This window comes from Isoptericola sp. b515 (assembly GCF_030588125.1).
GTDB lineage: Bacteria > Actinomycetota > Actinomycetes > Actinomycetales > Cellulomonadaceae > Isoptericola > Isoptericola sediminis.
Genome location: NZ_JAUQYR010000001.1, coordinates 1,221,680 through 1,244,540, shown reverse-complemented (window position 1 = coordinate 1,244,540; position 22,861 = coordinate 1,221,680). Strand labels below are relative to the sequence as shown.

The following is a 22,861-nucleotide window of genomic DNA, read 5'->3' as shown; positions in this document are numbered from 1 at the left end:
GCCGGGGATCAGCGGGTGACGCGACGTCCCATCGCGTCCACGGCCCGACGGACCTGCCGGGCCCCCACGGCCGCCATGACGTCCCGGTACTGCCCGGCGCGGTGGAGCTGGCCCGCCAGGTCGTTGGACGAGGCCCGGTGGCGCAGGTCGCAGGGCACCTCGACGGCCACGTAGCCGGCCCGCAGGAGGTCGATCGTCATCCCGGTCTCGACGCCCCAGCCGTGGGCGAGGGGTGTCGCGGCCTCGAACGCGTCCCGGGTCAGGCACCGCATGCCGGACAGCGGCTGCGTGGGGCTCCACCCCGCGAGGCGCTGGATCGCGCGACGCGCGGCACCGACGACGATGCCCCGGCCGCCCGCGCCCTGCTGCCGGGGCAGCAGGGCGATGGCCAGGTCGGCGACACCCTCGCGGACCGGGGAGACCAGGGGTGCGGTGTTGACCGCGGTGTCACCCAGGTCGCCGTCGATGAAGAGCAGGAGACGCGGTGCCCGGCCGTCGGCGTCACGCATGGCCACGACCGCCGCGCCGGTCTCCATCGCGGCCGCCTTGCCGCGGTTGTGCGAGTGCCGCACGACGACGGCGCCGGCCTCCCGCGCCACGTGCTGGGTGTCGTCCTCGGAACCGTCGTCCACCACGAGCACGAGGTCGACGTGCGGGATGGCGCGCGCGGAGCGCACCGTCGCCGCGATGCGCTCCTCCTCGTCCTTGGCGGGCACGATCACGGCGACGCGCTGGGTGCTGCGACCGTCACGCGTCCGGGGTGGGCGAGGGGTCTTCGCCACGGGCATGCTGGGACGCCGCGCCGGCGTCCGTCCGTCGGCGTCGCCGGTGCCGCCGGTCGGCACCCTCGCGTCGCCCGTCCTGGTTCCCCCGTGTTCCGCGTTCACAGCTCCCTGCCTCGTGCGGTGGTCACGACCGTGGTCGTCGGTGGGCCCGGCCGGAGGGGCCGGGCGGAAGTGCAAAGAACTTCCCTCGGAATCCTACGTCCACGGTAGGGGCAGGCAGAGGACCGAGGACCGGTGCGGCGGCGCGCAGCGGGTGAAAATTCGGTGTGGATCAGCGCAGGGTGACCTGGCGGGAGACAATCCCGGCCCGCGCACGACGCTGCGTGGCGTCGAGCGGCTCCTCCACCGCCAGCGCCTCCTCGAGACGGCGGGACAGGTCCTGCACCGGCTCGGTCAGCTCGTCGGCCTCGGTGCCGCGCGGCAGCTCCCACACGGGCACGACCAGGCCGCAGGCGCGGAACATGCCGAGGAACTTGCCCCCGGCCAGGCCGGAGTCCCGCTTCGCGTGCAGGCGCGCGATGGCGTCCACGACGCGGTCCTCGTCCTCGGTCCGGGCCCACCGGACGAACTCGCGGCTCATGCGGCACCAGTAGGCGGCGTCCACACCGTCGAGCTTCACCGTGGGGACCGACTGGGCGGCGGCCTCGTCCAGCCCGGCCCTGATCTCGTCGGTCATCTCGGCCGAGGAGTCGATCCAGTAGTCGTAGCCCTCGTGCACGGTGACCTCGAACGGGACGGAGTCGTCCAGGACGTCCTGGAGGCGCGGGCCGTCGGCGGCGACCTGGAGGTGCTCGGGCAGGACACCCGTCCCCGGCTCACCCTCCACCGCGGCCAGCAGGGCGGCCGCCAGGTCGCGGCTCAGGTCGTCCGAGTTCAGGACGCCCTGCACGCCGAGCAGCACGGTGCCGTCCTCGCGGCGCATGGCGGCCCAGCCGCCGGGCAGCACCGTGGCGACGACGACGTCCTCGCCGCCGTGCTCGGCGGTCATCCGGGCGGGGGCGGTCGCGGACGGCACGATCTCGCGCATCGACACCCAGTCGGCCTCCCCGGGGAGACCCTGGAACGGACGCAGCACGAATTCAGCGGTGGACTTGGCCATGTGCCGCATCCTAACGGGAAGCGGCCGATCCGCCCCGTCCCCGCCCCCGGACCAGGAGCCGGCTCAGCCGACGAGCTCGTCGAACAGCCGCGCTCCGTCCCCGTCCGCGAATCCGATGACGTTGCCGGACGGGTCGGCGTACCAGACGCCGTCGCCGCCCTCCATGAACCCGCGGACGACGCCGCGCTCGTCGTGGTCGAAACCCTCGTAGCGGATCGGCGTCACCCCCTGGGAGCCGAGCTCGTCGACCACCGCGTCCACGTCGTCGACCAGGAGGTGGAAGACCGTGAAGGACGCCGGCGTGTGGTCGTCGCCCTTCGGGTAGACGAAGACCGGCGTGCCGCCGGGCAGGTGGAGGATCAGCATCTCGTCCTGGACGATCTTCGCCTTCAGTCCGAGCACGTCCTCGTAGAAGCTCCGGGCCTCGCCGACGTCCTTGACGGAGAAGCTGGCGATCCCTCGCTGAGCGGTGACCATGGCGCACTCCCTCGTGCCGCGGAGACGCCCGGGGGCCGCCGTCGGCCCGTGCGATGAGGACGCCGCCTCCTCCAGCATGCGCCGACCCGGCACGACAGACCGGGTGAAATCGTCGGCCGCGGGTGGGTACCGTCGGACCATGACCTGGCTCGCGGCCACGCTGCCGGTGCTCGACCTGGCCACGGACGCGCTCGGTGTGCTGCGCTCGGCCGCGCGTCGCGCCGGGGCGACCGGTCCGCTGGTCGACGACCCCCTCGACCCGGCCCGCGTCGCCGCCGCGTTCGGCTCCGACCGGCTGCTGCGGATCGACGGCGACCCGGTCGCCGGCTTCGCCCCGCACTCGGGGTTCTTCGCGACGTCCGACGGCTGGGTCCGCACGCACGCGAACTATCCCCACCACCGGACCCGGCTGCTGCGGCTGCTCGACCTGCCCGACGACGCCACGCGCGACGACCTGGCCGCCCGGCTCGCGACGTGCTCGGCCCGTCAGGTCGAGGACGACGCCGCCGCCACCGGGGCGGTCGTCGTGCGGGTCCGCGCCGAGGACGAGTGGCGCGCCTCGGCGCCCGGCCGGGCCGCCGCCGTCGGACCCCTGGTGCGGGTCGAGCCCCGGTCCCCCGGTCCTGCCGCCACGTCCTCGGGCACCCGTGGCGGGCCCGCGCCTCTCGCCGGGCTGCGGGTGCTCGACCTGACGCGCGTCGTCGCCGGCCCCGTCGGGACCCGGACCCTCGCGCTGCTCGGCGCGGACGTGCTCCGCGTCGACCCGCCGGCGCCCGCCGAGATCGCCGCCCAGCACCTCGACACCGGCCAGGGCAAGCGCACGACGGTCCTCGACCTGCGGGACCGTGCCGACCACCGGCGTGCGCAGGAGCTGCTCGACGCCGCCGACGTCCTCGTCACCGGGTACCGACCGGGTGCTCTGGAGGCGCTCGGGCTGCGCGTGCCCGCGTCGGTGATTCGCGCCCGGATCTCCGCGTGGGGCACCGACGGCCCGTGGAGCGGCCGACGGGGCTTCGACTCCGTCGTGCAGGCCGCCACCGGGATCGCTCTGGTCGAGTCGCCCGACGGCGTCACGCCGGGGGCGCTGCCCGCCCAGGCACTCGACCACGCCACCGGCTACCTGCTGGCCGCCGGGGTGCTCGACGGCCTGGTCGACCGGTCTGCGGACGGGTCCGGTCGCGACGTGTCGGTCTCGCTGGCCCGCACGGCGGCCCGGCTGCTGGACGCGCCGGGGCGCGACCCGGACCCTCCTCCCGCTGCCGTGCCGCCGGCGTCGACCACCGTGACCCACGCCGGCGTGCGGACCGCGCGCCCGGCCCTGCCGGTCGACGACTACCCCGCGCCGGCGCACCCCTGGGGCTCCGACCCCCCGCTGTGGGCATGAAATCTGCAGCGCTCGAGTCCCCGGAGCCTGCAGATTTCATGCCCACAGCGGGTGTGGCGCCGGGTCAGAGGTGGTCGAGCCGCTGGAGGATCGCTCCCTCGCGCAGCGCCCACGGGCAGATCTCCACCTCGTCCACGTCCAGGGCACGCATCGCCTCCTCGGCGACGACCGCCCCCGCCACGATCTGCCGGGCACGTCCCGGCCCGATGCCCGGCAGCACCGTGCGGTCCCCCGAGGAGAGCTTCGCCAGCCGCGGTTCCCAGTCGGCCAGGTGCTCCTGCCGCATCCGCCACCGCTCGCCGGTGCCCATCACCTGCCGCGGCATCCCGGCGAGACGTGCCAGGGACCGGAACGTCTTCGACGTCGCCACGGCGTGGTCGGGCGCGGGTGCGTCCCGGACCGGGCCGACCGCGTCCTGCAGCACCTGGCGGGCGTGCTTGCGCAGCCGCTCCACGTCGCGCTTGGCCGGCGGGTCCTCCTCGTAGAGGAACTCCCGGGTCGTGCGGCCGGCGCCGAGCGGCACCGACAGCGCGACGTCGGGCGCCTCGTCGACGCCGCTGGCGATCTCGAGGGACCCGCCGCCGATGTCCAGCAGCAGCAGCCGGCCCGCGCCCCAGCCGTACCAGCGACGCGCCGCGAGGAACGTCAGCCGCGCCTCCTCCTCGCCGCCGAGCACCTCGACGGGCACGCCGGCGAGCTCGGAGAGGTCGGCGATCAGCCGGGCCCCGTTGGTCGCGTCCCGCAGCGCCGAGGTCGCCAGCGCCATCGTGGCCTCGATGCCGTGCTCACGCCCCACCGCCACGGCGTCGCCGACCGCCCCGTGCAGGGCCGCCACGCCCTCCGCGGAGATCGACCCGTCCGGTTCCAGGTAGCGCATGAGACGCACGGTGGTCTTGTGGCTCGCCTGGGGGACGGGCCGGGCACCGTGTCGCGCCTCCATGACCAGGAGGTGGACCGTGTTGGAACCGATGTCGATGACGCCGAGCCTCATGAGGGCAACCTACCGGCGCGGGCCGGCGCACCCTCCGTCAGGAGAGGGCCTTGGCCTTGATCGACTCGAACTCCTGCGGGGTGATCGCTCCCTCGTCCAGGAGCTTCTTCGCGGCCGCGATCTGGTCGGCCGGCGCCGGGTGCGACGCCACCGAGCGGATGTAGTCGTCCGTGGCCGCCTTCGACTCCTTGACCGCGGCGAGGTTGCGCTCGGCCATCCCCCGTCCGCGGGCGATGAGGTAGACGAGCGCGGTCAGGAGCGGGACGAAGATCAGGAAGAGGACCCAGACCGCCTTCCACCAGCCGCTGAGGGTGTGGTCACGGAACAGGTCCGCGAGGATCTGGAAGAGCACGATCAGGTAGGCCATGAAGAGGAAGATCCAGAGGAGGAACCAGATGTAGTCCCAGAAGCTGTCCATCGCCGGCACGTCCTTCCGCGGGTGCGTCGACCGCTCGCTGCGGCCTCGCCGATCACGCTACGGGAGGCGCCCCGCACTCGCCCGACAAAAGCACTATGCGCGTGAGGGGTGTGTTGCCCGAGAGGCCCGAAGGGTCTGCTCCGCGCCGGCGACCACGGCGGCCTCGGCGGCCCGGGCGTCGGCCAGGGCCGTCGCGCGCACCGCGACGATGCGACCGTGCAGCTCGGTGTGCACGCGACGGCGCACGGTCCGGGCGATCCCCTCGAGATCGGCCTCCGTCGGCGACTGCCCGAACGGGGCGAGCTCCTCGACCAGCCGGGCGGACTCCACGGCGACCTCGTGCTCGACCTGCCGCTCGGCCTCGTCGAACAGCTCGACGACCGCGGCGTCGGCGGCCCGCCCCAGCCGGGTCTCCTCGAAGCGCACGGCCGCGTCCGCGACCAGGTCCCGCGCGCGGTCCAGCTCGGCGTGGTCGGTGGCCGGCGCGTTCGCCTTCAGGGTCGACAGGTCGTACAGCAGCACGCCCTCGACGTCGGCCACCCGCGGGTCCACGTCGCGGTGCAGCGCCAGGTCCAGGATCACCAGCGCCGGCGGCTCCGGGGCCTCCTCGGCCCGCGCCGCCGCCCGTTCCCGTGCCCGTGCCACCGCGGCGGCGTCCAGGACGTACGCCAGGGACGCCTCGGGGGCGTCCACGCCCGGCAGGTCGAGCGCCCGTCCACGAGCGCCCGAGCAGGACACGACGACGTCGGCGTCCTCGAGCGCCTCGACCAGCGCCTCCAGGTCGGTGGCGACGGCCTCGACGTCGTGCGAGGCCGCGAAGTCCGCCGCCCGTCCCGACCGGGAGTAGACCCGCACGTCGTGGCAGCCGCGGGCGCGCAGCGCCGCCACCGAGGCACCGGCGTAGGCGCCGGTGCCGATGATGACGGCACGGGTCCCGGGGTACGGCGGCAGGGTCTCCCCGGCGAGGTCCAGGCCCAGCGCCACGAGCGACCGCCCGACCCCGCCGAGCGTCGTGTGGTGACCCACCCGCTTCGAGGTCCGCGAGGCCGTCTGGAAGAGCAGCTCGAGGGTCTTCGAGGTGGTCTCGTCGTCGCGCGCGGTCACCAGCGCGCGCTTGACCTGACCGGCGATCTCCCGCTCCCCCACGACCATGGAGTCCAGCCCGGCGGCGACCCCGAACAGGTGCTGGGCCACCTCGGAGCCGGTGCGGACCGTGAACGACCCGGCCGCGGTGTCGGTCGTGACCCCGGAGGACGCGGCGACGAGGTCGGCGACGTGGTGGGTCGCGTGCCGCACGGCGTCGCCGTCGAGCGGGGCGTCCACGTCGAGGTAGAGCTCGAACCGGTTGCAGGTGGAGATCACCACCGCGCCCTGGACCGGGCGGCAGCTGCCCACGACCTCACGACCCACGGAGTGCGAGCCGGACGAGAGGCGCTCGAGGGCGTCCAGGTCCAGCTCGCGGTGGGAGGCGGTGAGAGAGAGGAGTACCACAGTGGCTCCACTTTAAGTTCACCCCGGCGTGGGGGCAGAATCGTCAACCGTGACATCCCCCACGCCGAGCGTCAGCAACCTGCCGTCCACCCATCCCCTGGTCGACGGCCGCACGTCGACGTCCCCCCTGGTCAGGGCCCTGCGTGGTGACCGGCCGGAGCGCACCCCCGTCTGGTTCATGCGCCAGGCCGGGCGCTCCCTGCCCGAGTACCGCGAGGTGCGGCAGGGCATCGGGATGCTCGAGTCCTGCCTGCGGCCGGACCTCGCCGCGGAGATCACGCTGCAGCCGGTGCGCCGGCACGGCGTGGACGCGGCGATCTTCTTCAGCGACATCGTGGTGCCCCTGAAGCTCGCGGGCGTCGACGTGGAGATCGCCTCCGGCGTCGGCCCGGTGATGGACCGCCCCTACCGGACGGCCGCCGACATCGACGAGCTCGTCTCGCGCGACCTGGACGAGACCGCGCTGGCCCCGATCACCGAGGCCGCCGCGCGCACGGTCGCCGAGCTGTCCGACGGGCCCGGCTCCACCCCGCTCATCGGGTTCGGGGGTGCGCCGTTCACCCTCGCCGCCTACCTCGTCGAGGGCCGGCCCTCGCGGGACCACCTGGCGGCCCGCACGCTGATGCACGCCGACCCGGAGACGTGGCAGCGCCTGACCACCTGGACCGCGGACCTCACCGGCCGGTTCCTGCGGGCCCAGATCCTCGCCGGCGCCAGCGCCGTGCAGCTCTTCGACTCCTGGGCCGGCTCGCTGTCCCTGGCCGACTACGTCGCGCACGTGGCGCCGTCGTCGACGCGGGCCCTGCGGCACGTCGCCGACCTGGGCGTGCCGGGCATCCACTTCGGCACCGCGACCGGCCATCTGCTGCCCGCCATGCGCGACGTCCTCGTCGCGGCCGGGCTGACCCACCGCACCGTCGGCGTCGACTACCGCACCCCGCTGGACGAGGCCGCCGGCCGGCTCGGCGACGACGTCCCCCTGCAGGGCAACATCGACCCGGCGCTGCTCGGCGCCCCCTGGCCCGCGCTGGAGGCGCACGTCCGTGACGTCGTCGACCGCGGGCGCGCGGCACCGGCGCACGTCGTCAACCTCGGCCACGGCGTCCCGCCGACCACCGACCCGACGGTGCTCACCCGCGTCGTCGAGCTCGTGCACTCGCTGTGAGCCAGCAGGTGGACGCCGTCGTCGTCGGCGGCGGGATCGGGGGCCTGGTCGCGGCCAGCACGCTCATCGACCGCGGCCTGCGGACCGTCGTCCTGGAGTCCTCGCCCCGGCTCGGCGGACCGATCCGCGGCGGCTCCTTCGAGTCCCTGCCGCGGGTGCCGGTCGACCTCGGTGCCGAGTCGTTCGCCTCCCGGGGGACCGCCGTGGCCGACCTCGCCGGCCGGCTCGGCCTCGAGGTCGTCGCCCCCGCGCCGCTGTCCGCCTGGGGCTACGCCGCGGGTCGTCCGTTCCCGCTGCCCGCCGCCGGGGTGCTCGGCATCCCGGCGGTGCCCTGGGCGTCGGACGTGCGCCGCGTCATCGGCTGGCCCGGCGTCGCCCGGGCCGCCCTGGACCGCGTGCTGCCCCGGTTCGTGGGGGCCGGGGCCGACGACCTCGGCACCCTGGTGCGCGCCCGGCTCGGCGCCCGTGCCACCGACCGGCTCGTCGCCCCGGTGGCCACCGGCGTCCACTCCGCCCCGCTGGACCGCCTGGACGTCGCGGCGGTCGCCCCGGGCCTGCGGGAACGGTTCGCCGTCGAGGGGTCGCTCACGCGCGCCGTGGCCGACCTGCGGGCCGCCGCGCCGGCGGGTTCGGCGGTCCGCGGCATCGCCGGCGGCCTGCACGGGCTGGTCGAGGCGCTGGCCGGGCAGATCGCCGCGAGCGCCGAGGACTGGACCGACTCCCCCACGACCGACGCCACCGGCCCCATCCACACCACGCTGCGCCTGGGCCACGAGGTCGTCGGGGTCGAGCGGGCCGACGACGGCGGCTGGGTCGTGCGCTCGCGGGCCACCTCCGCGCAGGTCCGGGGCGGCCACGGCTCGGTGCACACCACCATCGCCGAGCGCCTGGTGGTGGCCACGCCCACGGTGGCACCCATGCTGGAGCCGTGGACCGGTGTGGTTCCCGTCCCGGAGCAGGGTGCGGACGTCTGGCTGGCGACGCTGCTGCTCGACGCCCCCGAGCTGGACGCCGCACCCCGCGGCTCCGGGATGCTCGTCGCCCCCGACGCCGGGCCGGTGCGGGCCAAGGCCATGACCCACTCGACGGCGAAGTGGCCGTGGCTGGCCGAGCGCGTCCGCGCCGCGGCCGGCGAGGGCATGCACGTCGTCCGGCTGTCCTACGGCCGGCTCGGCGAGCCCACGGTCCCGCCCACGGCCGAGGAGGCCGCGCGCGACGCCGCCGAGCTGCTGGGCGTACCCGTCGCGGACCGCGTGGTCGACCACCTGCTGCAGCGCTGGGACGGCGCGCTGCCGCCGCCGACCCCCGCCTACCGCACGGCGGTGGCCGACCTGGGGGCCGCCGTCGGCCGGACGCCGGGGCTCGCCACCACCGGGGGCTGGGTCGCCGGGACCGGCCTCGCCGCGATCGTCACGCACGCCCAGGCGGCCGTCGCCGGGCTCTAGGCCCGGCCCGTCGGCCTGCGGGTCACTCGGCCGGTTCGCCGCCCACCCAGCCGCGCTGGTCGATGACCGGCCGACGGGCGCCGTAGTCCTCGTGCATCAGCGGCGAGGAGATCATCATGTCCGCCGTGGCGACGTTGCACGCCATCGGCGCGTTCCAGACCGCCGCGAGGCGCAGCAGGGCCTTGACGTCCGGGTCGTGGGGCTGCGCCTCGAGGGGGTCCCAGAAGAAGATCAGCATGTCGATCGTGCCCTCGGCGATCTTGGCGCCGATCTGCTGGTCGCCCCCGACCGGGCCGGAGAGCAGGCGGTTCACCGGGAGCCCGAGCTCGAACTCGAGCATCGTCCCGGTGGTGCCGGTGGCCCAGAGCTGATGGCCGGCGAGGGTGTCGCGGTTGAACTCCGCCCACCGCAGCAGCTCGACCTTCTTGTTGTCGTGCGCCACCAGGGCGATGTCGTGTCGGACGGCCTCCATGGAGCGCTCCTCTCCGTCGGGGCACCCCCGTGCCCCCTGGTGCTCATGCTGTCACGAGGGCACTGTGAGATCCGCCGGAACAGGGCCGTCCGGGTTGTCCCGGACCCCTCGGTTCGCGAGAGACTGGACGGGTGAGCACCCTCGACGTCACCCACCTGCGCCTCGGCACCCGGGCCAGCCGACTGGCGACCACGCAGTCCGGCTTCGTGGCGCGCCGCCTGACCGAGCTGCTCGAGCACCCCGTCGAGCTGGTCCACGTCCGGACCGCCGGGGACGCCGACCGCACGACCTCGCTCTCCCAGCTCGGCGGCACGGGCGTGTTCGTCGCCGCGCTGCGCGAGGCCCTGCTCGACGAGCGCTGCGACGTCGCTGTGCACTCGCTGAAGGACCTGCCCACGGCCCAGCCCGCCGGTCTGACGTTCGTCACGCCGGAGCGGGAGGACCCCCGCGACGCGCTGTGCGCCCGCGACGGGTTGACGCTGGAGACGCTGCCCCGCAACGGCCGGGTCGGCACCGGTTCGCCGCGCCGGGCCGCCCAGCTGCAGGCGGCCCGGCCCGACCTCGAGATCGTCGACATCCGCGGCAACGTCGAGACCCGGCTGGCCCGGGCGCTCGGCGAGGAGGCCGACCTGGACGCGGTCGTGCTCGCCTTCGCCGGGCTGAGCCGGCTGGACCGCACCGAGGTCGTCAGCGAGGTGCTCGACCCGTCGGTCGTCGCCCCGGCGCCCGGGCAGGGCGCCCTCGCCGTCGAGGCCCGCGCCGTCGACCTCGCCGACGGCGCGCTCGCCCAGGCGTTCGCCGCCCTGGACCACCGGCCCACCCGGTTGGCGGTGACCGCCGAGCGCGGGGTGCTGGCCCGTCTCGAGGCCGGGTGCTCGGCCCCGATCGGCGCCCACGCCCGCCTGGAGGACGGCGAGCTCGTCATGTCGGCCGTCGTCGGACGGGTCGACGGCGCCGAGCAGCTCACCCACACGGCCCGGGTCGCCGTCGGGCCCGACCTGTCCGACGCCGACGCGGACACGACGGCCCGCGCGCTGGGCGTCCGGGTCGCCGAACGGCTGCTCGCCGACGGCGCCGCGCGGCTGGCACCGCTGACCGCGGCGCCGCCGTCCCGCGGCGACGCCGACCGGACGCTGACCGGGACGGACGACCCGGAGGTCCCGTGACCGCCCCGGACGTACGTCCCCCGCTGACGGGACGGTCGGTGCTGCTGCCGCGCTCGCCGGAGCGGGCGGCCGGGCTGGCCGGGCTGCTGCGCGACGCCGGGGCGGACGTCACCGTCGCCCCGGTGATCACCCGGGCGCCGGCGCACGACCAGGAGGCCCTGCGCGGGACCGTGGCCCACCTGCACGACGGACGGTTCGTCTGGACCGTGATCACCAGCGTGAACGCGGTCGACGCCCTGGCCGGGGCCGCCGCCCGCCCGCTCGCCGCCGCACCCACCCGGTGGGCCGCCGTGGGCCCGGCCACCGTCCGCGCGCTGCGGGCCGTGGACGTCGAGCCGGAGCTGGTGCCCGCGGACGCCTCGGCCGACGGGCTCGTCGCCGCCTTCCCGCACGCCGACGAGGAGGGGCGGCCCGTGCTGCTGCCGCTCGGCGACCGCGCCCGCCCCACCCTGCGTGACGGTCTGGCCGCCCGCGGCTGGCACCCCGAGGTGGTCACCGCCTACCGCACCGTGCGCACCGCGCTGCCGGCGGACGTCGTCGGCCGCCCCTACGACCTGGTCGTGGTCACCTCGGGTTCCGTGGCCCGAGAGATCGCCGCCCAGCTCGGCACCGCCGCACCCGTCGTCGCGATCGGCCGTCCGTCGGCCGACACCGCGCACGAGGTGGGCCTGACCGTCGCGGGCGTCGCGTCCGCACCGACCGACGACGGCCTCGCCGCCGCCGTCACGACCGCCCTGGAGCAGAACTCATGAGCACGTCCGGCATCGTCTACCGGCCCCGCCGTCTGCGCACGACACCGCGGATGCGCCGGCTCGCCGCCGAGACCCGGCTGCACGCGGCCGACCTCGTGCTGCCGCTGTTCGTCAAGGAGGGGCTGACCGAGCCCGCGCCGATCTCGTCGATGCCCGGCCAGGTGCAGCACACCGAGGCCACGCTGGCCGACGCCGTCGCCGCCGCGGCCCGCGCGGGGGTGGGCGGCGTGATGCTCTTCGGCATCCCCGCCGAGCGGGACGGCCGCGGCACCGCCGGCGACGACCCGGACGGCATCCTGCAGCGCGGGATCCGGGCCGCGCGCGCGGCCGTGACCGCCGTCGAGGCGGAGACGGGGCGCCCCGGACCCGTCGTCATGGCCGACACCTGCCTGGACGAGTTCACCGATCACGGCCACTGCGGCGTGCTCACCCCCGAGGGCGTCGTCGACAACGACAGCACCCTGGAGCGCTACGCGACGATGGCGGTCGCGCAGGCGAAGGCCGGCGCCGAGGTGGTCTCGCCGTCGGGCATGATGGACGGCCAGGTCGCCGTGATCCGTGACGCGCTGGACGACGCGGGCTTCGAGGACGTGTCGATCCTCGCCTACAGCGCCAAGTACGCCAGCGCCTTCTACGGCCCGTTCCGCGAGGCCGTCGACTCCGCCCTGCAGGGCGACCGGCGGACCTACCAGATGGACGCCGCCAACTCCCGCGAGGGGCTGCGCGAGGCCGACCTGGACCTGGCCGAGGGGGCGGACATGGTCATGGTCAAACCCGCCGGGACCTCCCTGGACGTCCTGCGCGGCGTCGCCGACCGTGCCGACGTGCCCGTGGCCGCCTACCAGGTCTCCGGCGAGTACGCGATGATCGAGGCGGCGGCCGCGAACGGCTGGATCGACCGCCGCGGTGCCGTCCTGGAGTCGGTGCTGGCCATCAAGCGGGCCGGCGCCGACGTGATCCTCACCTACTGGGCGCACGAGATCGCGGACTGGCTCGCCTGACCCGGCCGAGCCCCCGCCACCACCGAACGGAAGGACCACGATGACGGACACCGCAGGCTTCGGCCAGGTCGAGACGGCGCTCGTGGGCGCCACGCCCCCGGCCGACAACCACTCCGCGTTCCTGCGTGCCCAGGACGCCATCCCCGGCGGGGTGAACTCCCCGGTGCGCGCCTACGGCTCGGTCGGCGGCGACCCGCGGTTCCTCACGTCGGCCCGCGGCCCCTACGTCACCGACGTCGCCGGGCGCGAGTACGTCGACCTCGTCGGGTCCTGGGGCCCGGCCCTGCTCGGGCACGCTCACCCCGAGGTGGTGGCCGCCGTGCAGGAGGCGGCATCGCGCGGACTGTCCTTCGGCGCGCCGACGATCGGCGAGGTCGAGCTCGCCGAGGAGATCCGTCGGCGGGTCCCGGCCGCCGAGCACGTCCGGCTGGTGTCCACCGGCACCGAGGCGACGATGACGGCGGTGCGGCTGGCGCGGGGCGTCACCGGACGCCCGCTGGTCGTCAAGTTCGCCGGTTGCTACCACGGGCACGTGGACGCGCTGCTCGCCGAGGCCGGGTCGGGCGTCGCGACGCTGGCCATGCCCGGGTCGGCCGGGGTCACCGAGGCCGCGGCCGCCGAGACCCTCGTCCTGCCGTACAACGACCTGGACGCCGTCGAGGCGGTGTTCGCCGCGCACGGCGACCGCATCGCTGCCGTCATCACCGAGTCGGCCCCCGCGAACATGGGTGTCGTGCCGCCCGCCCCGGGCTTCAACGCCGGGCTGCGCCGCCTGACCTCCCAGCACGGGGCGCTGCTCGTCCTGGACGAGGTGCTCACCGGGTTCCGCGTCTCCGACGCCGGCTACTGGGGTCTGGCCCGGGCGCAGGGCGAGGACTGGACCCCGGACCTGTTCACCTTCGGCAAGGTCGTCGGCGGCGGCATGCCGGTGGCCGCGCTGGCCGGCGCCGCGTCGGTCATGGACCATCTCGCCCCGACCGGCCCCGTCTACCAGGCGGGCACGCTGTCCGGGAACCCCGTCGCCGTGGCCGCGGGCCTGGCGACGCTGCGGCTGGCCGACGAGCTCGTGTACGACCGGGTGTCCGAGGTGGCCGACACCGTGTCGACGGCTCTCGAGGAGGCCCTGGACGCCGAGGGCGTGCCGCACCGCGTGCAGCGCGTGGGGTCGCTGTTCTCGGTCTTCTTCGGCGAGGCCGCGGCTCGCGACGGCGTGGCGTCGTTCGCCGACGCCCGGGCCCAGGACGTCTTCCGCCACCGGCCGTTCTTCCACGCGATGCTCGACGCGGGCGTCAACCTGCCGCCCTCGCTGTTCGAGGCGTGGTTCTGCTCGGCGGCGCACGACGAGGAGGCGGTCGGCCGCATCCTCGAAGCGCTGCCCGCGGCGGCGCGGGCCGCGGCGGCCGCGACGGCCTGACCCGGCTCCCGAGCACCCGTGCCCCGGTACCCACGGCGGGTACCGGGGCACGGTCGTCCCGCGCCGACGACGGTCAGCGGGCGCCGACGCCGTCGGTCCCGGTGGCCGCCGTGGTGCGGTTGGTCGGCGCGACGACGATCCGCACCGTGCCCGCCTTGCCCTTGCGGATCCGCGTGACGACCTCTCCGCCCGTCCCGGTCGTGACGTACTTGACGGTGCTCCAGCTCGCCGCGCCGTCCGGCTTGAACTGGATCGCGACCTCGACGCCCTTCCTGCCCCTCCACGTCCCCTCGTACGACGTCGAGGACTTCCAGACGTTCTCCTTGACCGTCCCGCGGACCTGGACGTAGGCCCGGGAGCCGCTCTTCCGGTAGGCGTCCGTGCCCACGATCTTGCGCGCGTTGCGCAGGTACACGGTCGTCAGGTGGTCGTCGAACGGGTAGAGCAACGAACCGCCGTACACGGGCGCCGTCTCGGCCCCCACGGCGAGCCGCTGCGGCGCGAGGCGGTCGTACTTGCGGAAGACGACGGTGGTCTTCTTGGTGGTCTCGACCGTGTCGGTGAAGTCGGCCCAGGAGAACTGCCAGTCGCCGTTGATCGACTCGGCCGTCGCGTAGCCGGCGTCACCCCACCACCCGGTGAAGGTGCCGGGCCCCGAGAATGCCAGCCTGGCCGTCACCGGGATCTTGGTGTAGCCCGCCCGGTTGATGGTCACGTACTTCGGTGTGGTCACCGTCATGCGGACGGACCGGCCCTCGGTGTCCGAGTCGGTGACGGATCCGGATCCGGCGGTCGCCGGTGCGGCGACCCCTCCGACGGCCAGCAGGGCGCCCACCACGGACGCCACGATCATGCGCTTCATCGACGCTCCCTGATCTGCCGCTCGGCACAGCGCTCGGGCGGCGGCTCAACATAGCGCCACTGGGGCGTGAACGGCCAGGTCATGCCCCTCTTTCACCCCGTCGCGCCCCGACGGGTCGCGACGGCAGGGCGGCCCGGCGGGAGGACCCGTCCGCGCGATCCTGGTGACGACCAGCACCCTTGGGTACGTTGGGTGGATCTCGGGGGCCCCGGCTCCCTCGACCGGTGCCAGGAGAGGATCAGAGATGAACAAGTCCGAGCTCGCCGCGGCCGTCGCCGAACGCACCGAGAGCACCCCGACCCAGGCGCGGCGGCAGGTCGACGCCGTCCTCGACTCGATCATGGAGAGCGTCTCCGCCGGTGAACGCGTCTCCTTGCTCGGCTTCGGGACCTTCACCGGCGCGGAGCGCCCCGCCCGGACCGCCCGCAACCCACGCACGGGCGACACGGTCGAGGTCCCGGCCGCCGTCGTCCCGCGCTTCCGGGCCGGCTCGGGGTTCAAGGCGCGGGTCTCGGGCGGCGACCCTGCCCCCGCTCCCGCCACGAACGGTGCCTCGACGGACACCGGCAAGACGTCGCAGGCCACCAGGGCGGACCAGGACGCGACGTCCGGCACCGGGAAGACGGCGGCCACGGACGCGAAGGCCGACACGGGCAAGAAGAACAAGAAGGGGAAGAAGGCCAAGAAGGCCAAGAAGGCCGGCAAGGGCAAGAAGTCGGCCAAGGGCGCCCCGAAGGGGGCCTCGGGCAAGGACGCGAAGAAGTCCGGGAAGAGCAAGAAGTCGAAGAAGAAGTGACGGCGGACCGTGCCCGGAATCACCCTTGACCACATACCCCCGGAGGGTATGCTGGAGCCATGACCGAGACAGCAGCGCCCGACCCGACCACGGCGGTCGGCGTGGACGAGCACGACGGCCCGCACGGGTACGCCTCGGACAAGGCGGCGTACCTCAAGCGCATGCGCCGCATCGAGGGCCAGGTCCGCGGCATCGCCCGGATGATCGACGAGGACGTCTACTGCATCGACATCCTGACCCAGGTGTCGGCCGTGACGAAGGCGCTGCAGTCCGTGAGCCTGGCGCTGGTCGAGGACCATCTCAACCACTGCGTCGTCGGGGCCGCCCGCGAGTCCGACGAGGCAGGGGCCGCGAAGGTCAAGGAGGCGACCGATGCCATCGGACGCCTCGTCCGCAGCTGATCCGAGGAGACCGAGGAGCACCATGAGCACCGTCACCACGCTGGGCGTCACCGGCATGACCAGCACCGACTCCGTCGCGCGCGTCACCGAGCGCATCGAGAGCGTCGACCGCGCCGAGCACGTCAGCATCGTGCTCCACCCGGACGCGGAGTCCGAGGTCACGGTCTTCTCCGACGAGCCGCTCGACGAGGCTGCGCTGCGCGCCGCCGTCGACGAGGCGGGCTACGAGGTCGCCTCGCTCGACGTGCAGACGGACGCGCTCGCGGCCCAGCAGGCCGAGCAGGCGCCCGGCAAGCAGCGGGCGCATGACGACGCCGCGCACACCTGGGGCCGCTGAGCGGCCCCCTGCGCCCCCCCTTCTTCCCGCGGACCGTCCGCCGACCCGCCGTCCTGCCGGACGGCGCGGACCCTCCGCGCCGCACCGGACACCCCGGTGCACCCGACCGCGCCGACCGCCTCCCCGGTCCGCCGCCGGTGACATCCACGCACGCACCACAGGAGTCACCTCCCATGACCACCACCCCCAGCCCGACCGTGCGCGAGGTCGACCTCGCCGTCTCGGGCATGACCTGCGCCAGCTGCGTCGCGCGCGTCGAGAAGAAGCTCGGCAAGCTCCCCGGCGTCGAGGCGACCGTGAACCTTCCCCTCGAGACCGCGCACGTGGTCCTCACCGAGGAGCACGACGACGACGCCCTCGTGCGAGCCGTCGAGGCCGCGGGCTACACCGCGACGATCACCCGCTCGCGCAGCGCGGAGACGTCGTCCGACCCCGGAGCGGGCACCGACGTGCTCCTCGCACCCGACGGGCGGGACGTCCCCGGACCGGAGGAGTCCTCCGACGCGCCGGCGGCGGACGAGGCGCCCGCCGCCGGCGGCGCCGAGTACCGCGGCGCCGACCTGCTCCGCCGGCTCCGCGTGTCCGCCGTGCTCACCGTGCCGGTCGTCGCGCTGTCGATGGTGCCCGCCTGGCAGTTCCCCGGCTGGCAGTGGGTCGTGGCGGCCCTGGCGCTGCCCGTGGTCACCTGGGGCGCGTGGCCGTTCCACACGGCGGCCGCCCGCGCCGCGCGGCACGGGTCGTCCACGATGGACACCCTGGTGTCGATCGGCGTCACCGCCGCGACCCTCTGGTCGCTGTGGGCCCTGCTCCTCGGCGGGGCCGGCGAGATCGGCATGACGATGGACGTGTCGCTGCTGCCCTCCCGCGAGCACGCCGGCGCACCGGAGCTCTACTTCGAGGTCGCGGCGGTGGTCACGACCTTCCTGCTGGCGGGACGGTACGCCGAGCACCGCTCGAAGCGACGGGCCGGCGACGCGCTGCGCACGCTGCTCGAGATGGGCGCCAAGGACGCCGAGCGCGTCCGCACCCGACCGGACGGCACCCCCGTGACCCGTGACGACGGCCGGCCGGTCACCGACCGCGTGGCCGTCTCCGCGCTGCGCGTCGGCGACCTGTTCGCCGTGCGGCCCGGGTCCACGATCGCCACCGACGGCGAGGTCGTCGAGGGCGCCTCCGCGGTGGACACCTCCCTGCTGACCGGCGAACCGGTGCCCGTGGACGTCGCACCCGGTGACGCCGTCACCGGTGCCACCGTCAACACCTCCGGCCACCTGCTGGTGCGGGCCACCCGTGTCGGCGAGGAGACGACGCTCGCGCAGATCGGGCGGCTCGTCGCCCAGGCGCAGACCGGCAAGGCCCCGGTGCAGCGGCTCGCGGACCGCATCTCGGCGGTGTTCGTGCCGATCGTGCTGACCCTGTCCGTGCTGACGTTCGGCGGGTGGCTGCTCGCCGGTGCGGACCTGCCGTTCGCGTTCACGGCCGCGGTCGCCGTGCTCATCATCGCGTGCCCGTGCGCCCTGGGCCTGGCGACGCCGACGGCGCTGCTGGTCGGCACCGGGCGCGGGGCCCAGCTCGGCGTCCTCATCAAGGGGCCGGAGATCCTCGAGTCCACGCGCCGGGTCGACACCGTGGTGCTCGACAAGACCGGCACGGTCACCGCCGGCGCGATGGCGCTGGAGCGGGTCGTCCCCGCGGCCGGGGTCGACGCCGACGAGGCGTTGCGGCACGCGGCCGCCGTGGAGGCACGCAGCGAGCACCCGATCGCCCAGGCGATCGCGCACGCGCCCGCGGCGGCTGCCGAAGGACACGACGCGCCCCACTCCGCGGGGGATCCTGCCGCGGACCCGGGCCGCCGGCCCGCCGAGGTCGGGGCCGACGGCGTCACGGCCGGCGCGCTGCAGGTGTTCGACTTCCGCAGCGTCCCCGGCGGGGGCGTCGAGGCCGTCGTGCGGACCGCGCACTCCGGGCTGGGCGACGCGGGCCTGGGCAGCCGCCGGGTCACCGTCGGCCGGCTGAGCTGGCTCGACGAGACCGACGTCCGTGTCCCCGACGAGGTGCGGGACACCGTCGCGGAGGCGGAGGACGACGGGGCGACCGCCGTCGTCGTCGCCTGGGACGGGTCGGCCCGCGCCGTGCTCGTGCTGCGCGACCCGGTGAAGCCGACGTCGGCCGAGGCCGTGCGGGAGCTGCGCGACCTCGGGCTGCACCCGGTGCTGCTGACCGGGGACGCCGAGGGCGCGGCCCGCGCCGCGGCGGCCGAGGTCGGGATCGACGAGGTGATCGCCCGGGTGCTGCCGCAGGACAAGGCGGCCACCGTGGCGCGCCTGCAGTCCGAGGGGCGCACGGTCGCGATGGTCGGTGACGGCGTGAACGACGCCGCCGCCCTGGCCACCGCCGACCTGGGCCTGGCCATGGGCACCGGCACCGACGTGGCGATCGAGGCCAGCGACATCACGCTGGTGCGCGGCGACCTGCGGGCGGCCGCCACCGCCGTCCGGCTGTCCCGGCGCACCCTGCGGATCATCCAGCAGAACCTGTTCTGGGCGTTCGCCTACAACGTCGCCGCGATCCCCCTGGCCGCGGCCGGTCTGCTCAACCCGATGATCGCGGGTGCGGCGATGGCGGCCTCGTCGGTGATCGTGGTGAGCAACTCGCTGCGCCTGCGCCGCGCCGGCTGAGATCGTCGTCGTGGGCGGGGATCAGCGGAAGCGCCGGCCCTCGTCGCGGCGGTACGCCACCACGGCCAGCGTCGCGAACAGCACGGTCCAGCCGAGCAGCACCGGCCACGCGCCGGCGTAGGCGTCCGCGCCGGTCAGCGCCTGCACGAGCAGGTCGCGGCCGGCGCGGGTCGGCGTCCCCTGGGACAGCGTGTTCAGCCAGTCGGGGAACGCGACCGGCGGCAGGAACAGCCCGCCGGCGAAGGCCAGCGGGAACAGGACGACCTGCACGACCGGCAGCGCGGCCTTGGCCGTCAGCGAGTACCCGACGGCCATCCCCAGCAGCACGAACGGGACCGCCGTCGCCAGGATCGTCGCGACCCCGGCGAGCAGCTCGAGGAGCGTCACCGAGGCGGCGGTGAAGAACGCGCCGATGAGGATCAGCGGCACGAGTCCGAAGAGCGCGAAGACGGCCCCGTTGAGGATCCGCGCGACCATGCGCGGTCCCGGCCCCGCCGGCAGGGAGCGCACGAACGGGTCGAACGGGAGCTGACGGTCCTCGGCCACGCCGAGGCCGTAGGTGAACAGGCTCGCCGAGCAGACGGCGAAGAGGGCCAGCCCCGCGACCGCCATCGTGGCGAACACGGGGTTCTGCGCGACGTCGCTCTGCGGCACGACGAAGAAGAACATCGCCAGCGCGGGGAAGAACATGTTCCCCAGCACCGCGATGGGGATGCGCACCGTCTCCAGGAACTGGAACTTCAGGTGCAGCCAGGTCATCCGCACCGGGCTCACGGTGCCCGACGGCGCGACGACGGCGGGTGCGGGTGTCACGCGGGTCATCGGTCCGCTCCTTCCAGGGAACCGGAGGCGACCATCTCGGCGAACGCCTCCTCGAGGCTGGCGCCACGGATCTGCAGGTCCGAGAACGCGACGCCCGAGGTCACGAGGTCACGGACCAGCGCGTCCGCGTCGGGCGTGTAGAGCTCCTGGGTGCCGTCGCCGCGGTGCTCGCCGCGGGACACTCCCGGCCGGTCGACCAGGTCGACCGCCGCACGCAGCACCACCCGGCGCAGTCCCACCCGACGCAGGATCCCGTCCAGGGAGTCGTCCGCGCGCACCACGCCGTGGTCGATCACCACCACCCGCTCGGCCAGCGCCTGGATCTCCTCGAGGTAGTGGCTGGTCAGCAGCACGGTCCCCCCGCCGGCGTGGTACTGCCGGATCGCCTCCCACAGCACCTGCCGGGCGGTGACGTCCAGCCCGGTGGTGGGTTCGTCCAGCAGGATCACCCGGGGACGGCCGACCAGGGCCAGGGCCACGGCGAGACGCCGCTTCTGGCCGCCGGACAACGACCCGGTCTGCTTGCGCGCCTTGTCCGTGAGACCGAACTGCTCGAGCAGCTCGGCGGTCGGCACCGGGTCCGGGAAGTGCCCGCCGACGAAGTCGACCACCTCGCCGACGCGCAGGGTCGGCGGGAGGCCGGTCTCCTGCGGGGTGATGCCGAGCCCGATCCGCGACGCCGCGTCCCGCGGGTCGCCGCCGAGCAGCCGGACGCGCCCGCTGTCGGGTCGCCGCTGGCCGCTCACGAGGGACAGCAGGGTCGACTTGCCGGCCCCGTTCGGACCGAGCAGCCCGACGAGCTCGCCGGGGCCCACCTCCAGGGAGACGTCGTCCAGGGCGACGACCTCCCCGAACCGGCGGGTGACGCCGTCGACGTCGATGACGGTCATGATCCGGCCCCTCTCAAGAGGTCCTGCAGGGTGGTGGTGTAGTCCTCGAAGGCCCGGCGACCGTCCGTCGTCAGGGCGAGGTAGGTGACGGGCCGACGGCCGGCGAACTCCTTGGTCTGGCGCACGTAGCCGGCGTCCTCGAGCTTGCGCAGGTGCGTCGAGAGGTTGCCAGCGGTCATGTCCAGGAGCTTCTGGAGCTTGGCGAAGGTGATCTCCTCCCCCACCTCCAGCGCGGCGAGCGTGGACACGACCCGCAGCCGCGCCGGGGCGTGGATGACGGTGTCGAGCTCGGTCATCGCCGCGCCCCTGCCCGGCGCCGCAGGTGCAGCACCTGCCAGACGACCGTGATCGCGAGGAACCCGCCGCCGCCGACCGTCGCCATGACGAGGTAGGTGGCGGGCATCCCCGCCATCGTCGCGACGCCCCCGGTGAGCAGGATCCAGGCCCCGAGGACGAACAGCCCGCGGTCGCCGAAGGACGCGCCCCCGGTCAGGTACATGACGCCGATGATGACGCAGGCCAACGCGTTGGACGCCAGGCCCGTGACGTCGTCGGACGCCCCGGCGCGGCCGAGTCCGGCGATGACGAAGGGGTACACGCCGAACGCCAGGAACCACGTCGCCCCCCACAGGACCGTGGCCCGGTGCCCGGGGCCGCGGGTCCCGGCGGCGCGGCGCGCGCTGTGCACGATCGTGACGACGACGGCCACGGCGAGCAGGGCCCCGAAGACGACGTAGGCCACCACGCCGGGCACTCCGAGCGCGCGGGCGCTCGTCCACAGCACGAGGTAGCCGACCGCCCAGGCGATCCCCCACACGAGGCAGATCAGGCGGCCGTCCGGTTCGGTGCCGCGGCGGACCCGACGCTGGGACTCCGCGATGAGGTCCAGGCTCGCGGCGGGGTCGAGGGGGTGGTCGGACCGGCTGTCGGGTGCGGTGCTCACGGGGGCTCCGGTGCTCTCGATGAGGTTTGCAGTACAAACTACTTTGCAGTGTGCCACCGGTTCCAGGAGCGCACAAGACCCCGCCGACCGCTGTGGGCATGAAATCTGCGCCTCCGACCCGCGGTGGGGCCGCACATCTCATACCCACAGCGAAGGGTGGGGCGCGCTTAGGCTGGGCCGGTGAGCGCACCACGACCCGCCGTGAAGGACCGTTGGACGCCGCCGGCGCCCGCCGCGCCGGCCCGCACGCCGCGGGACCGCCGCCGGACCGGCGCCGAGATCTGGCTCGTCCTGGGCCTCAGCCTCGGCCAGAGCGCGATCTACGCGCTCGTCAACATCGTCGCCCGGCTGACCTCCGGCACGGCGCTGGCCGAGCAGTCCGCGACCCTCAACGCCTCGCGGTCGGCGCGGCCGTACCTCGACCTGACGTACCAGCTGCTCGGCATCGCGTTCGCGGTGCTGCCCGTCGCCCTGGCCCTGTACCTGCTGAGCGCCCGCGGCCCGGGGACCCTGCGCCGCATCGGTCTCGACGCGGCCCGGCCCGGCCGGGACACCGCCTGGGGGTTCGCCCTCGCGGCGGCCATCGGCATCCCCGGGCTGGCGTTCTACACCCTCGGGCGGTTCCTGGGGATCACCGTCGAGATCCAGGCCAGCGCGCTCGAGGACTACTGGTGGACCGTCCCGGTCCTCATGCTGGCCGCGCTGCAGAACGGGCTGCTGGAGGAGGTGATCGCCGTGGCCTACCTGCACGAACGCACGAGCGACCTCGGCTGGCACCGCGTGACCTTCGTCGTGGCCAGCTCGCTGCTGCGGGGCTCCTACCACCTGTACCAGGGCATCGGCCCGTTCTTCGGCAACATGGTCATGGGCGTCGTCTTCGCCTGGTTCTACACCTCACGCCGGGGACGGCAGCGCGTGCTGCCCCTGGTGATCGCGCACACCCTGCTCGACGTCGTCGCCTTCGTCGGGTACGCGTTCCTGCCGGCCGACTGGCTCTCCGCGCTCGGCGTCGGCTGACGGCGGACCGCCGGGTGGGAGCGGCACGGGGCCGCCCCCACCCGAGGGTCACGGC

General features: G+C 74.8%; 24 protein-coding genes. 12 read left to right on the top strand and 12 right to left on the bottom strand.

Annotated features, from left to right (window positions below):
* Positions 1 to 8: 8 nt before the first annotated feature.
* The 3 genes from Q6350_RS05670 to Q6350_RS05660 form a co-directional block, all read right to left on the bottom strand.
* The gene (locus Q6350_RS05670; RefSeq protein WP_304604659.1) at positions 9 to 788 is read right to left on the bottom strand and encodes a glycosyltransferase family 2 protein; all 780 of its coding nucleotides are present in this window, start codon (positions 786 to 788) and stop codon (positions 9 to 11) included.
* A 268-nt stretch (positions 789 to 1,056) separates the two neighbouring features.
* Positions 1,057 to 1,884 carry a DUF5926 family protein gene (locus Q6350_RS05665; RefSeq protein WP_304604660.1) on the bottom strand — a complete coding sequence of 276 codons (828 nt, stop codon included), beginning with the start codon at positions 1,882 to 1,884 and terminating at the stop codon, positions 1,057 to 1,059.
* A 63-nt stretch (positions 1,885 to 1,947) separates the two neighbouring features.
* Positions 1,948 to 2,361 (bottom strand): VOC family protein, encoded by a 414-nt coding sequence (locus tag Q6350_RS05660; protein WP_304604661.1) that lies wholly within the window; start codon positions 2,359 to 2,361, stop codon positions 1,948 to 1,950.
* A 139-nt stretch (positions 2,362 to 2,500) separates the two neighbouring features.
* Here Q6350_RS05660 and Q6350_RS05655 point away from each other — a divergent pair, with 139 nt between their 5' ends.
* Complete coding sequence (locus tag Q6350_RS05655) at positions 2,501 to 3,745, top strand: CoA transferase (protein WP_305065728.1); 1,245 nt, start codon at positions 2,501 to 2,503, stop codon at positions 3,743 to 3,745.
* A gap of 64 nt (positions 3,746 to 3,809) precedes the next feature.
* Here the strand turns inward: Q6350_RS05655 and Q6350_RS05650 are convergent, their stop codons facing one another.
* The 3 genes from Q6350_RS05650 to Q6350_RS05640 form a co-directional block, all read right to left on the bottom strand.
* A complete protein-coding gene (locus Q6350_RS05650; RefSeq protein ID WP_305065727.1) occupies positions 3,810 to 4,736 on the bottom strand; it encodes a Ppx/GppA family phosphatase in 927 nt (308 codons plus the stop codon).
* Between the two features lie 37 nt (positions 4,737 to 4,773).
* On the bottom strand, positions 4,774 to 5,154 hold the full coding sequence (locus Q6350_RS05645) for an SHOCT domain-containing protein (RefSeq protein WP_171245917.1): 381 nt from the start codon (positions 5,152 to 5,154) through the stop codon (positions 4,774 to 4,776).
* A 93-nt stretch (positions 5,155 to 5,247) separates the two neighbouring features.
* Positions 5,248 to 6,645, bottom strand: a complete 1,398-nt coding sequence (locus Q6350_RS05640; protein WP_305065726.1) for a glutamyl-tRNA reductase — start codon at positions 6,643 to 6,645, stop codon at positions 5,248 to 5,250.
* A gap of 49 nt (positions 6,646 to 6,694) precedes the next feature.
* On the opposite strand from Q6350_RS05640, the gene hemE reads away from it, so the two are divergent.
* Positions 6,695 to 7,810 carry a uroporphyrinogen decarboxylase gene (hemE, locus tag Q6350_RS05635; RefSeq protein ID WP_304604664.1) on the top strand — a complete coding sequence of 372 codons (1,116 nt, stop codon included), beginning with the start codon at positions 6,695 to 6,697 and terminating at the stop codon, positions 7,808 to 7,810.
* On the top strand, positions 7,807 to 9,255 hold the full coding sequence (locus Q6350_RS05630; RefSeq protein ID WP_304604665.1) for an NAD(P)/FAD-dependent oxidoreductase: 1,449 nt from the start codon (positions 7,807 to 7,809) through the stop codon (positions 9,253 to 9,255). Before hemE ends, Q6350_RS05630 begins: the two co-directional genes overlap by 4 nt.
* A gap of 22 nt (positions 9,256 to 9,277) precedes the next feature.
* On the opposite strand, the gene Q6350_RS05625 is transcribed toward Q6350_RS05630, so the two are convergent.
* A complete protein-coding gene (locus Q6350_RS05625) occupies positions 9,278 to 9,727 on the bottom strand; it encodes a methylglyoxal synthase (RefSeq protein WP_304604666.1) in 450 nt (149 codons plus the stop codon).
* A gap of 131 nt (positions 9,728 to 9,858) precedes the next feature.
* On the opposite strand from Q6350_RS05625, the gene hemC reads away from it, so the two are divergent.
* From hemC to hemL, 4 genes are read left to right on the top strand one after another with little or no spacing between them, the layout of a single operon-like run.
* Complete coding sequence (gene hemC / locus Q6350_RS05620; protein ID WP_305065725.1) at positions 9,859 to 10,893, top strand: hydroxymethylbilane synthase; 1,035 nt, start codon at positions 9,859 to 9,861, stop codon at positions 10,891 to 10,893.
* Positions 10,890 to 11,645, top strand: a complete 756-nt coding sequence (locus tag Q6350_RS05615; RefSeq protein ID WP_305065724.1) for a uroporphyrinogen-III synthase — start codon at positions 10,890 to 10,892, stop codon at positions 11,643 to 11,645. The genes hemC and Q6350_RS05615 overlap by 4 nt, the downstream gene beginning before the upstream one ends.
* Entirely contained in the window at positions 11,642 to 12,646 is a 1,005-nt protein-coding gene (gene hemB, locus Q6350_RS05610; protein ID WP_304604669.1) for a porphobilinogen synthase, read from the top strand. The genes Q6350_RS05615 and hemB overlap by 4 nt, the downstream gene beginning before the upstream one ends.
* A gap of 40 nt (positions 12,647 to 12,686) precedes the next feature.
* The gene (hemL, locus tag Q6350_RS05605; protein ID WP_304604670.1) at positions 12,687 to 14,060 is read left to right on the top strand and encodes a glutamate-1-semialdehyde 2,1-aminomutase; all 1,374 of its coding nucleotides are present in this window, start codon (positions 12,687 to 12,689) and stop codon (positions 14,058 to 14,060) included.
* A 73-nt stretch (positions 14,061 to 14,133) separates the two neighbouring features.
* Here the strand turns inward: hemL and Q6350_RS05600 are convergent, their stop codons facing one another.
* Positions 14,134 to 14,922, bottom strand: a complete 789-nt coding sequence (locus Q6350_RS05600; RefSeq protein ID WP_304604671.1) for a hypothetical protein — start codon at positions 14,920 to 14,922, stop codon at positions 14,134 to 14,136.
* A 244-nt stretch (positions 14,923 to 15,166) separates the two neighbouring features.
* On the opposite strand from Q6350_RS05600, the gene Q6350_RS05595 reads away from it, so the two are divergent.
* From Q6350_RS05595 to Q6350_RS05580, 4 genes are all read left to right on the top strand, one after another.
* The gene (locus Q6350_RS05595) at positions 15,167 to 15,718 is read left to right on the top strand and encodes an HU family DNA-binding protein (RefSeq protein WP_305065723.1); all 552 of its coding nucleotides are present in this window, start codon (positions 15,167 to 15,169) and stop codon (positions 15,716 to 15,718) included.
* A 59-nt stretch (positions 15,719 to 15,777) separates the two neighbouring features.
* A complete protein-coding gene (locus Q6350_RS05590) occupies positions 15,778 to 16,119 on the top strand; it encodes a metal-sensitive transcriptional regulator (RefSeq protein ID WP_304604673.1) in 342 nt (113 codons plus the stop codon).
* 22 nt (positions 16,120 to 16,141) lie between these two features.
* Complete coding sequence (locus tag Q6350_RS05585; protein ID WP_304604674.1) at positions 16,142 to 16,456, top strand: heavy-metal-associated domain-containing protein; 315 nt, start codon at positions 16,142 to 16,144, stop codon at positions 16,454 to 16,456.
* Between the two features lie 173 nt (positions 16,457 to 16,629).
* Positions 16,630 to 19,134 carry a cation-translocating P-type ATPase gene (locus tag Q6350_RS05580; RefSeq protein WP_304604675.1) on the top strand — a complete coding sequence of 835 codons (2,505 nt, stop codon included), beginning with the start codon at positions 16,630 to 16,632 and terminating at the stop codon, positions 19,132 to 19,134.
* A gap of 21 nt (positions 19,135 to 19,155) precedes the next feature.
* On the opposite strand, the gene Q6350_RS05575 is transcribed toward Q6350_RS05580, so the two are convergent.
* Genes Q6350_RS05575 through Q6350_RS05560 form a run of 4 tightly spaced genes read right to left on the bottom strand, consistent with a single transcriptional unit; the run spans position 19,156 to position 21,789 of the window.
* Entirely contained in the window at positions 19,156 to 19,956 is an 801-nt protein-coding gene (locus tag Q6350_RS05575; protein ID WP_304604676.1) for an ABC transporter permease, read from the bottom strand.
* The gene (locus tag Q6350_RS05570; protein ID WP_305065722.1) at positions 19,953 to 20,846 is read right to left on the bottom strand and encodes an ABC transporter ATP-binding protein; all 894 of its coding nucleotides are present in this window, start codon (positions 20,844 to 20,846) and stop codon (positions 19,953 to 19,955) included. The genes Q6350_RS05575 and Q6350_RS05570 overlap by 4 nt, the downstream gene beginning before the upstream one ends.
* Positions 20,843 to 21,142 (bottom strand): transcriptional regulator, encoded by a 300-nt coding sequence (locus Q6350_RS05565; RefSeq protein WP_304604678.1) that lies wholly within the window; start codon positions 21,140 to 21,142, stop codon positions 20,843 to 20,845. The genes Q6350_RS05570 and Q6350_RS05565 overlap by 4 nt, the downstream gene beginning before the upstream one ends.
* A complete protein-coding gene (locus Q6350_RS05560) occupies positions 21,139 to 21,789 on the bottom strand; it encodes a hypothetical protein (RefSeq protein WP_305065721.1) in 651 nt (216 codons plus the stop codon). The genes Q6350_RS05565 and Q6350_RS05560 overlap by 4 nt, the downstream gene beginning before the upstream one ends.
* A 201-nt stretch (positions 21,790 to 21,990) precedes the next feature.
* Here Q6350_RS05560 and Q6350_RS05555 point away from each other — a divergent pair, with 201 nt between their 5' ends.
* Positions 21,991 to 22,806, top strand: coding sequence for a CPBP family intramembrane glutamic endopeptidase (locus Q6350_RS05555; RefSeq protein ID WP_370375367.1), 816 nt, complete (start codon positions 21,991 to 21,993; stop codon positions 22,804 to 22,806).
* The last annotated feature ends 55 nt before the right edge of the window (positions 22,807 to 22,861 follow it).

Coding starts and splice junctions, on each gene's coding strand:
- Q6350_RS05590 (WP_304604673.1), top strand. CDS start 15,778: ATGACCGAGACAGCAGCGCCCGACCCGACCACGGCGGTCGGCGTGGAC.
- Q6350_RS05595 (WP_305065723.1), top strand. CDS start 15,167: ATGAACAAGTCCGAGCTCGCCGCGGCCGTCGCCGAACGCACCGAGAGC.
- Q6350_RS05580 (WP_304604675.1), top strand. CDS start 16,630: ATGACCACCACCCCCAGCCCGACCGTGCGCGAGGTCGACCTCGCCGTC.
- Q6350_RS05665 (WP_304604660.1), bottom strand. CDS start 1,884: ATGGCCAAGTCCACCGCTGAATTCGTGCTGCGTCCGTTCCAGGGTCTC.
- Q6350_RS05660 (WP_304604661.1), bottom strand. CDS start 2,361: ATGGTCACCGCTCAGCGAGGGATCGCCAGCTTCTCCGTCAAGGACGTC.
- Q6350_RS05670 (WP_304604659.1), bottom strand. CDS start 788: ATGCCCGTGGCGAAGACCCCTCGCCCACCCCGGACGCGTGACGGTCGC.
- hemL (WP_304604670.1), top strand. CDS start 12,687: ATGACGGACACCGCAGGCTTCGGCCAGGTCGAGACGGCGCTCGTGGGC.
- Q6350_RS05645 (WP_171245917.1), bottom strand. CDS start 5,154: ATGGACAGCTTCTGGGACTACATCTGGTTCCTCCTCTGGATCTTCCTC.
- Q6350_RS05565 (WP_304604678.1), bottom strand. CDS start 21,142: ATGACCGAGCTCGACACCGTCATCCACGCCCCGGCGCGGCTGCGGGTC.
- Q6350_RS05625 (WP_304604666.1), bottom strand. CDS start 9,727: ATGGAGGCCGTCCGACACGACATCGCCCTGGTGGCGCACGACAACAAG.
- Q6350_RS05650 (WP_305065727.1), bottom strand. CDS start 4,736: ATGAGGCTCGGCGTCATCGACATCGGTTCCAACACGGTCCACCTCCTG.
- Q6350_RS05600 (WP_304604671.1), bottom strand. CDS start 14,922: ATGAAGCGCATGATCGTGGCGTCCGTGGTGGGCGCCCTGCTGGCCGTC.
- Q6350_RS05575 (WP_304604676.1), bottom strand. CDS start 19,956: ATGACCCGCGTGACACCCGCACCCGCCGTCGTCGCGCCGTCGGGCACC.
- Q6350_RS05570 (WP_305065722.1), bottom strand. CDS start 20,846: ATGACCGTCATCGACGTCGACGGCGTCACCCGCCGGTTCGGGGAGGTC.
- Q6350_RS05585 (WP_304604674.1), top strand. CDS start 16,142: ATGAGCACCGTCACCACGCTGGGCGTCACCGGCATGACCAGCACCGAC.
- hemB (WP_304604669.1), top strand. CDS start 11,642: ATGAGCACGTCCGGCATCGTCTACCGGCCCCGCCGTCTGCGCACGACA.
- Q6350_RS05655 (WP_305065728.1), top strand. CDS start 2,501: ATGACCTGGCTCGCGGCCACGCTGCCGGTGCTCGACCTGGCCACGGAC.